The sequence below is a fragment of the Micromonospora sp. S-DT3-3-22 genome (genome assembly GCF_015354745.1).
GTDB classification, from domain to species: Bacteria; Actinomycetota; Actinomycetes; order Mycobacteriales; family Micromonosporaceae; genus Micromonospora; species Micromonospora wenchangensis.
This window is the reverse complement of sequence record NZ_JACGMO010000189.1, coordinates 1-9,189: the sequence shown is the minus strand read 5'-3', so window position 1 is coordinate 9,189 and position 9,189 is coordinate 1. Positions and strand designations below refer to the sequence as shown.

General features: G+C 75.4%; 9 protein-coding genes. 6 read left to right on the top strand and 3 right to left on the bottom strand.

The window, feature by feature from the left end:
* Positions 1-3,229 (bottom strand): AMP-binding protein (locus H1A17_RS32300; RefSeq protein WP_194823655.1); only part of this gene is annotated, 3,229 nt, incomplete at its 3' end.
* A gap of 449 nt (positions 3,230-3,678) precedes the next feature.
* On the opposite strand from H1A17_RS32300, the gene H1A17_RS34930 reads away from it, so the two are divergent.
* The 4 genes from H1A17_RS34930 (at position 3,679) to H1A17_RS32285 (ending at position 5,985) form a co-directional block, all read left to right on the top strand.
* Positions 3,679-3,837, top strand: coding sequence for a CBS domain-containing protein (locus H1A17_RS34930; RefSeq protein ID WP_228544659.1), 159 nt, complete (start codon positions 3,679-3,681; stop codon positions 3,835-3,837).
* An 18-nt stretch (positions 3,838-3,855) separates the two neighbouring features.
* On the top strand, positions 3,856-4,383 hold the full coding sequence (locus tag H1A17_RS34925; RefSeq protein WP_309236923.1) for a CBS domain-containing protein: 528 nt from the start codon (positions 3,856-3,858) through the stop codon (positions 4,381-4,383).
* Between the two features lie 284 nt (positions 4,384-4,667).
* A complete protein-coding gene (locus H1A17_RS32290; RefSeq protein ID WP_145920415.1) occupies positions 4,668-5,282 on the top strand; it encodes a methyltransferase domain-containing protein in 615 nt (204 codons plus the stop codon).
* A gap of 100 nt (positions 5,283-5,382) precedes the next feature.
* Complete coding sequence (locus tag H1A17_RS32285) at positions 5,383-5,985, top strand: bifunctional 2-polyprenyl-6-hydroxyphenol methylase/3-demethylubiquinol 3-O-methyltransferase UbiG (protein WP_145920416.1); 603 nt, start codon at positions 5,383-5,385, stop codon at positions 5,983-5,985.
* A gap of 35 nt (positions 5,986-6,020) precedes the next feature.
* On the opposite strand, the gene eccB is transcribed toward H1A17_RS32285, so the two are convergent.
* Positions 6,021-7,403: a type VII secretion protein EccB gene (eccB, locus tag H1A17_RS32280; RefSeq protein ID WP_145920417.1), complete on the bottom strand. Its 1,383-nt coding sequence runs from the start codon at positions 7,401-7,403 to the stop codon at positions 6,021-6,023.
* Between the two features lie 184 nt (positions 7,404-7,587).
* Here eccB and H1A17_RS32275 point away from each other — a divergent pair, with 184 nt between their 5' ends.
* Both H1A17_RS32275 and H1A17_RS32270 read left to right on the top strand, forming a co-directional pair.
* Positions 7,588-8,316, top strand: a complete 729-nt coding sequence (locus tag H1A17_RS32275) for a spermidine synthase (RefSeq protein WP_145920418.1) — start codon at positions 7,588-7,590, stop codon at positions 8,314-8,316.
* A gap of 79 nt (positions 8,317-8,395) precedes the next feature.
* Entirely contained in the window at positions 8,396-8,575 is a 180-nt protein-coding gene (locus H1A17_RS32270; protein ID WP_145920419.1) for a hypothetical protein, read from the top strand.
* Between the two features lie 42 nt (positions 8,576-8,617).
* Here H1A17_RS32270 and H1A17_RS32265 read toward each other — a convergent pair whose 3' ends face one another.
* Complete coding sequence (locus H1A17_RS32265; protein WP_145920420.1) at positions 8,618-8,938, bottom strand: multidrug efflux SMR transporter; 321 nt, start codon at positions 8,936-8,938, stop codon at positions 8,618-8,620.
* Between the last annotated feature and the right edge of the window lie 251 nt (positions 8,939-9,189).

Sequence of the window (9,189 nt, the reverse complement as noted above, 5' to 3'; positions counted from 1 at the left end):
CCAGGGTGGCGGCCACCTCGGGCAGGGCCGGCCCGACGCCGGCCAGGTGGTGCCGCAGCCGGGTCAACGCCGCCCGCAACGCCTGCGGGGTACGCGCCGACACCGGCAGCAGCCAGGCCCGTGGGGGCGACGGCTCGGCCGGTACGGCCGGTGGCGGCTGTTCCACGACCACGTGCGCGTTGGTGCCGCCGAGCCCGAACGCGCTGACCCCGGCCACCCGGCGCGGCGCGTCCGGCCAGTCCCGCGCCTTGGTCGGTACGTAGAACGGGCCGCCGGCCAGGTCGATCTCCGGGTGCGGGCGGGTGAAGTGCAGGTTCGGCGGGATCACCCCGTGCTGGACGGCGAGCACCGTCTTGATCAGCCCGGCGATGCCGGCCCCGGCGTCGAGGTGACCGATGTTGGTCTTCACCGCGCCGAGCGCGCAGGACTCGGCGGGGGCGGCTCCGCCGTACACCTCGTGCAGGGCGGCGACCTCGATGGCGTCGCCGAGGGGCGTACCGCTGCCGTGGGCCTCGATGAAGCGGACCTCGCCGGGGGCGACCTCGGCGGCGGCCAGGGCGTTCGCGACGGCGGCGGCCTGCCCGGCGGGGCCGGGCACCGCGAAACCGGCCCGGTCGGGGCCGTCGTTGGTGACCGCCCAGCCGGGCAGGACGGCGTAGATCCGGTCCCCGTCGGCCTGGGCGTCGGCGAGCCGGCGCAGCGCGACCACACCGACCCCGGAGCCGAAGCCGGAGCCCTCGGCGGCCTCGTCGAAGGCGCGGCAGCGGCCGTCCGGGGAGGCCAGCCCGCCGGGGGTGGCCCGGTAGCGGGGCCAGGTGACGTTGACCCCGCCGGCGAGGGCGATGTCGCACTGGTAGTCGGCGAGGCTCTGGGCGGCGACGCAGACCGCGACCAGGGAGCTGGAGCAGGCGCTCTGCACGGCCACCGCCGGCCCGGTCAACCCGAGCCGGTACGCCACCTGACCGGGCAGGTGGTCGGTGGCCTGCCGGCCGATCAGCCGGGCCTCCCAGTCGTCCGGGTCGACGTCGCCGACCACGGCCGGGTTGTCCATCAGGTGGAACAGGAAGTAGCGGTTGGCGGAGGTGGCGGAGTAGACGCCGACCAGGCCGGGGAAGCGGGTCGGGTCGTGCCCGGCGTCCTCCAGCGCCTCCCACGCGGTCTCCAGGAAGAGCCGGTGCTGGGGGTCGGTCCGGGCGGCCTCCTCGTCGCCCATGGCGAAGAACTCGGCGTCGAAGTCGGTGACCCCGTCGAGCCGGCCGGTGGCCCGCACGTGCCGGGGGTCGGCGCGCAGCCGCGGCCCGATGCCGAGGGCGGTCAGCTCGGCGTCGGAGTGGTCGTGCACCGAGTCGACGCCGGCGCAGACGTTCCACCAGAAGGTGGCGGCGTCGGGTGCGCCGGGGAACCGGCCGGCGAGTCCCACCACCACGATCTCGTCGCCGGTGTACTCGCGGGCGGCGACCGGCGGCGCGGTCGGGGTGGGCAGGGTCGGCGCGGGGAGCGGGGCGGTGCGCTCCGCCCGGGCCGGCGGCCCGTCGACGCCGGGGTCGAGCAGTCGGGCCTGGGCGGCGATCGTCGGGTGGGCGAACAGCCGCACCATGGGCAGCGTCGTGCCGAACCGGTCGGCGATGCGCTGCTGCACCTGGCCGAGCAGCAGGGACTGTCCTCCGGCGTCGAAGAAGCTCTCCTGCCGGCCGACGGCGGCGCGGCCGAGCACCGCGCACCAGATGTCGTGCACGTCCCGCTCGGTGTCGGTGGCCGGCTCCTGTCCGGCGGGGACCGTCCGGGGCGGGTCGGGCAGCGCCCGCTCGTCGATCTTGCCGGTGACGGTGAGCGGGAACGCGTCGAGGACCAGCACGGCGCGGGGCAGCGCGTAGTCGGGCAGCCGTCGGGCGAGGGCGGCGTGCAGCGCCGCCGGGTCGAGGTGGCCGCCGGCCGGCACGGCGTACGCGAGCAGCGCCCCGTCGCGGGCGATGGCGCGGACGGCGGCGATGCCGGGCTGCGCGGCGAGGACGGCCTCGACCTCGGTCAGCTCGACCCGGAATCCACGCACCTTGACCTGGCGGTCGAGCCGGCCGAGACAGACCAGGTCCCCGCCGGGCAGCAACGCGCCCAGGTCGCCGGTGGCGTAGGTGGGCGTCCCGTCGGGGTCGACGCCGAACCGGTCGCTGTGCCGGCCGAGGTAGCCGGGGGCGAGGTGCGGGCTGTGCACCACGATCTCGCCGGAGTCGGCCAGCCGCAGCGTGTAGCCGGGCAGCGCCGTGCCGATCGGCAGCGGGCCGGCGCCGGCCGGGTCGGCGTCGGCCAGCGGCAGCGCGTACCGGGCGGCGAACGTCATCTCGGTGGCGCCGTAGCCGTTGACCAGCAGGCATCCCGGGGCGAACCGGTCGCGGCCCCGGGCGGCGTCGGCGTAGGTGGCCTGCTCGCCGCCGAGCAGCACCACCCGGATGTTGTCCAGCCGCCGCTCGCCGAGGGTGTCGAGCAGGAACCGGTAGACGGTCGGGGTGGAGTGGTAGACGGTGACCCGGTGCCGGGCGAGCTGCCCGACGGCGTACGCCAGGCCGTGCCGCCGCAGGTCGACGGGGACGACGGCGGCCCCGGTGAGCAGCGCCGGGTAGAGGTCGGGGATGGCCGCGTCGAAGCTGAACGAGGCGAGCAGGCTGAGCCGGTCGGCCGGGCCGATCCCCAGGGTGCGGATCTGGTTGTCGACGACGTGCCGCAGGTTGCGGTGGGTCTGCGCGACGGCCTTGGGGGTGCCGGTGGAGCCGGAGGTGAACAGCACGTACGCCGGGCTGTCGGGGTCGACCGGGAGGGGGTGCAGCCCGGCGGTGGCGGTCGGGTCGAGGACCAGCACGGCGGTGCCGGGTCGGGTGGCGCACAGGGCGTCGGCGAGGTCGCGGTGGTCGGGGGCGCAGGCGATGACGCGCACGTCGGCGGCGGCGAGCATGTGCCGGAGCCGGTCGACCGGGAACCCGGGGTCCAGCGGCACGTACACGCCACCGGCGGCGAGGGCGCCGAGGACGGCGGCGATGGTGCCGGCGCCGTGCCCGGTGAGCAGGGCGACCCTGCCGCCGGGGCGGACGCCGGCCGCGGTGAGCGCGACGGCGTGCCCGCCGACGGTGGCGGCCAGGGCGGCGTAGCTGACCTCGTGGGTCTCGCCGAGGATCGCCGGGTGGTCGGTACGGGTGGCCGAGACCTCGGCGAACTGTTGGATGATCGTCGGTTGCGCCATGTCAGCGGATCGGCTCGGCTCCACTGTGGGCAGCCGCGCAGGAACAGCCAATTGTGATCATGATCCCCCCCAGGACTTCACAATGGAAGCAGAATAGGACGACATCCGGCCGAGGAAAGATCATCGATCGGAGTCGGACCGAAGGGCCCACCGACCCCTGAAGATCGGACGGCGAAAATCGGCCGATCATCCCCCTAGCGCGAAAAGGAGTTTCAGCCTAAGTGTCTACCGACAAGTAATTTTGCGGTGAAAGGGCCTGCAAACCGGCTATTTTCCACCATGGACGGCACCTTAACGCCAGGTCAGGTGGGTTACCGCAACCGTGGGCCCCCGCCATCCTAGGGACGCCCGACCACCCGGGACCTCCGGCCCACCCCGATCCGGTCCTGCGCCCCTGCCCCGGGCCCCGCCCGCCACCTAGCGTCGGAGGCGGGACCGAGGAGGACGCCATGCGGACGTGGCAGGTGCAGGACGTGATGACGGTCGACGTGCTCACGGTGGACGAGGACACCGGGTACCGGACGGTGGTGGACCTGCTCACCGCCCGGCACGTCACGGCGGTGCCGGTGGTCGACGGCACCCGGCGGGTGCTCGGCGTGGTCTCGTAGGCCGACCTGCTGCACAAGGTGGAACGGCTCGGGCAGCCGCACGAGCGGCGGATCTTCCCCGGTCGCCGTACCCGCACCGGGTGGGCCAAGGCCGCCGCGACCCTGGCCGGGGACCTGATGACCGCACCGGCGGTCACCGTCTCCCCCGGCGTGACCCTCGCGCAGGCCGCCCGGATCATGGACCGGCGGGGCGTCAAGCGGCTGCCCGTCGTCGACGACCTGGGCCGCCTCGTCGGCATCGTCACCCGGGGCGACCTGCTCCGGGTCCACCTCCGGCCGGACGCCGACATCCGTCGCGACGTCGTCACCGACGTGCTGCACCGGGTGCTCGGGGTGCCCGACGGCACGGTCGAGGTGACCGTGCACGGCGGTGTGGTCACCCTCACCGGCCAACTGGACCGGTGGTCCACCGTGCACCTGGCGCTGCGCCTCAGCGCGCAGGTCAGCGGCGTGGTCGAGGTGGTCGACGCGCTCGGCTACGCCGTCGACGACGCCCCGCTGGCCGCGCTGCGGGCCGGCGGCGTCACCCCGGCCGGCATCGCCTGACCCGGGGCCGGAGTCACCCCGGCCGGCGGCACCTGACCCGGGAGGCGACGCCGACGCCACCGGCCCGACGGGCCACCGCGACCCCGGCCGGCACCCAGGGTCGAACCCCGCACCACCCTGTGTCACCAGCCCCGACCCGCCCGCCGTGGGGGCTGACGATGGCCGCCCGGGTCCGTAGCATCTGTCGGGTGTCCGCGTCGGCGCGGGCACCCGACGGCCGGCGGCGTGCCCTCCCGCACGCGTGCCGGGTGGCGACGTTTCCGCGACGGGCAGAGAGGCCGGCGATGAGTCGAGCAGAGCAGGACACCGCGGCGGGCACCGAGGGCGAGGACTACACCCAGCGGTTGCAACGCCTCGGTGGCGCGCGCTGGAAGCAGGTGCTCGACGTGCAGGCGCCGTACCGGTGGAACCTCCAGCGGCTCGACCTGGGCCGGACCCTCGACGTCGGCTGCGGCCTCGGCCGCAACCTGGCCAACCTGGGTGAGGGCGCGGTCGGGGTGGACCACAACCCCACCTCGGTGGCGCACGCGCGGGCCGCCGGGCTGGAGGCGTACACGATCGAGGAGTTCCACCAGTCCCCGCACGCCCGACCCGGCGCCTTCGACGCGCTGCTCGCCGCCCACCTGCTGGAGCACCTGCCCGCCGAGGCGGCCCTGGAGGTCATCTCCAGCTACCTGCCGTTCCTGCGCTCCGGCGGCACGGCGGTCTTCATCACCCCGCAGGAGCGGGGTTACGCTAGCGACGCCACCCACGTCCGGTTCGTCGGGTTCGACGAGGCCGCGCAGGCCGCCCGGGATCTCGGCATGACGGTGGTCAAGCAGTACTCCTTCCCGTTCCCCCGGTCGATGGGCAAGGTCTTCACCTACAACGAGTTCGTCACGGTGGCCCAACTGCCCTGAGCCCCGCCGCGACCGGCCCGGTCCCGCTCCGGGTTCCCGGGCACGGTGGGCGGTGCCGTGGACGCCGCGGCACGCCGGGCCGGCCGGATACCGTGGCGGCATGACCAACCCGACCCGGTGGGCGACCGAGACCGGCCCCGAACACTCCCAGTGGTACATCGACCGGTTCCGGCGGCTCGCCGCCGAAGGGGCCGACCTGGCCGGTGAGGCCCGCCTGGTCGACGCGGTCGTGGCCCCCGGCTCCCGCATCCTCGACGCCGGCTGCGGCACCGGACGCGTCGGTGCCGCGCTCGCCGCGCGGGGGCACCGGGTGGTCGGGGTCGACGCCGATCCCGTCCTGGTCGAGGCGGCCCGCACCGACCACCCCGGGCCGCGCTGGCTGGTCGCCGACCTCGCCACGCTGGACCTCGCCGCCGACGGCGAGGCGGAGCCGTTCGACGCCGCCGTGGTGGCCGGCAACGTGATGGCCTTCGTCGCCGCCGGCACCGAACCCGCCGTGCTGACCCGGATCGCCACCCACCTGCGCCCGGACGGGGTGGTGCTTGTCGGTTTCGGCCTCGACCGGGGCTACCGGCTCGACCACTTCGACAGCGACCTGGCCGCCGCCGGCCTCCGCCTCGAACAGCGCTTCGCCACCTGGGACCTGCGCCCCTGGCGGGACGATGCGGACTTCGCCGTCAGCCTGCTGCGCCGCCCCAACTGACTTACCTCCCCGGGGAGCGCGCCGGACGCCGCCGGTCAGGACGGGGCGGCGACCGCCCGGGCGGCGGCCGGATCGAGGGTGCTGCCGGCGGGAACGAGGCTGACCAGGCCGGCGGGGAGCCGGACCGGGGTGACCCCCCGGTAGCCGAGCATGCCGAGCACCCCCTCGTCGGCGAGCACGTAGCGGCGGCCCAGGTCGGTGACCACCGACACGGCCCCACCGTCCGCGCCCGGCGCGGCCACCGACTCGACGACCGCACCGCGTCCCGGCTCGACCAGCACCTGATCGGCGCGCACCCCGCCCGGCGCGTCGGTGCTGCGGGCGGCGGTGAGGTCCGGCACGGTCGGGTCGACCCGTACCTCGCCGACCGTGCCGTCGTCGCCGATCCGGGCGCAGAGCGCGCCGCCGTCGACGCCGGCCAGGCGGGGCGGGGCCGGTGGTGGCGCGGTCGGCCCGGTCGGCACCAGATCGGGCAGCTTGGGCGACGCGGCGAACCGGCCCAGGCTGATCGGGGCCGGCTCGTCCTGGCCGGTACGGGCCATCAGCAGGGCCGCCTGGAGTTCGGTGATACCGGCCAGGCCGTCGCGCCCGGCGACCGCGTACTGCCGACCACCGCCGGAGTTGCGGACCAGGAAGACGTCCCCGACCGTGGCGTCGGTGACCCCGGACGAGGGCTCACCGAGCCCGGCCAGCGACGGCGGGGCCAGGTCGACGCCCGCCGGCAGGGCGTTGAGCAGTGCCGGGGCGGCGGGAACCGCGCGTTCCCGGGTGGTCGCCAGCGCGGCGAGCACCCGGGGGGTGTCACGCAGCAGGTGCCGACGCTGGTGCCAGATCAGGTGCAGCCCGCCGTCGGGGTGCCGGACCAGCACCGCCTCCTCGGCGAGCCGCCGCCCGCCGGTCGCCTCCCGGCCGATCAGCAACGCCGAACGGGGTACGGCGCCCGCCGCGTCGGCCGGCGCCCGCGAACAGACCGTCCACGGCGCGGTGGACAGTCGCCCGGCGGCCGGCAGCGAGTCCGGGGCGTCGGCGATGCCCAGCGGCAGCCCGCGCGGCACCCCCTCGATGGACCGGCGGGACACCAGCACCGTACGGGACCGGTCCGCGCCGACGATCAGCAGCGCGGAGGCGTAGTTGAGCACCGGGTGCAGCCGGTCGTCGCGGTAGACGAACCGGGCCCCGGACTCCTTCTCGACGATCACCGCGCCGGTGTCGCGCCACGTCGACCCGCCCCCGACGAACAGGCCGTAGAGGGCGCAGCCGCCCAGCCCGATCGCCGCCACCAGGACGCTGGCCAGCCCGGCGCCGGCCAGCCGGCGAAACGGCGACCGCGCCGGGTCGGTCTCCCGCATGACCAGGGCGGCGACGGCCCGCTGCACGGTGAACTGGTAGGAGTGGAGCTGGTCCTGCCGCGACGGCATGGCGTCCCTTCCGCGAGTCCTCGGCGGACAGGATATGCGCTGCGTCGATGTCCCGTGGACCCTGCGTGGTGGCCCGGCGGCGGCCGGCGCCGTCCGCCCGGCCCGCGCCGCCGCGCGCCGATGCCGCAGGCGAACCGGTCGTCCCGGTAGCATCCCGGCACGACGACGGTGGAGGGACGGCCCGGTGGGCGTGCGATTCGAGGAACTGGCCTGGCGGGAGACCCCGATCGGCGCCATCAGCCTGCGCCGGCGGCGGGAACCCGCGCTCGACGTCGACGTCTACGAGGTGAAGCTCGACGACGAGTACCTGATGTCCAGCCTCTTCCCGGTCGCCGAGATCGAACTGGCCCGGCTGGGGCTGGCCCCGTTGGGCGACGGGCCGCTCGACGTGGTGGTCGGTGGTCTCGGCCTCGGCTACACCGCCCGTACCGCGCTGGAGGACGCCCGGGTACGCACGGTGCTGGTGGTGGAGACGATCGAGGACGTCATCGACTGGCACCGCCGGCAGTTGCTCCCCTTCGCCGCCGGTCTCGCCCCGGACCCACGGACCCGGTTCGTGCGGGCGGACTTCTTCGCCGCGGTCGCCGACGGCAGCGGTTTCGACCCGGAGCAGCCGGGCCGCCGGTTCCACGCGGTGCTGCTCGACGTCGACCACTCCCCGCGCAACGTACTGCACCCCAGCCACGCCGCCTTCTACACCCCCGAGGGGCTGCGCCGGCTGGCCGACCTGCTGCTGCCCGACGGGGTGTTCGCGCTCTGGTCGGACGATCCGCCGGACGACGCGTTCGGCCGGGTCCTGGCCGAGGTGTTCACCACCTGGCAGGCGCACGTCGTCCCGTTCGCCAACCCGCTGACCGGCGGTGAGTCCGCCAACACCGTCTACGTCGCCCGCCGACGGCCCGACCCGCACTGACCCCGCTCCCCGTGGCGTGGGGGCATACGGCGGCCCGGAACGGGAAGGCTGCCCGGTCAGTGAGTCACGGGAGGTGGACATGCGGGCCATGCTCTGGGTCGTCGGTGTCGTCGGCGGCGCACTCATCCTGCTCGGGCTGCTGCTGGAGGCGGTCCGTTGGCTGGCCATCATCGGCCTCGTCGCGCTGCTGGTGGTGATCGTGCTGGCGTTCGTGCGGGGGCGGCAGGTCATGCACCGGCATTCCGCGGGCCGCCGCTAACGGCCGCGCCGCAGCCGGCCGCCCCGCACCGGGGCGGCCGGCTCAGTGCGCCCCACCGAGGTTGAGCACGACCACTCCCCCGATGATCAGACCCACCCCGACCACCTTCGTCAGGCTCAGCGGCTCACCGAGGAAGGCCGCGCCGACGGCGACGATCGCGGCGGTGCCGAGCCCGGACCACATCGCGTACGCCACCCCGACCGGGATGTCCCGGACCGCCAGCGCGAGCATGCCGAAGGCCGTCAGGTAGGCCACGGCCAGCCCGACCGTGGGCCAGAGCCGGGTGAACCCCTGCGTCGCCTTGAGCAGGCTGGTGCCGGCCACCTCGGCACCGATCGCGATCAGCAGGAACAGGTAGGCCATCGTATTCCCTCCGCCGGGTCCCCCCATGATCCCGCACGGGCGGGCCACCCGACGCCGTCGCGCCCACGGACCGCCCGGCGCGCTGCTCCGGCCACCGGCGTGAGGCCGTCGGGTGTGCGGGCCGCCGTGGCGCGGGCCGTCGGGAGCGGTCGCGTTCCGGACAGCGCGTAACCCGGTGCCCGGCTCGACCGTCATACAGGCGTCACCGTCGCCCGGTCCGCCGGGCCGGCCGCACCGCACGACCTGCCCGC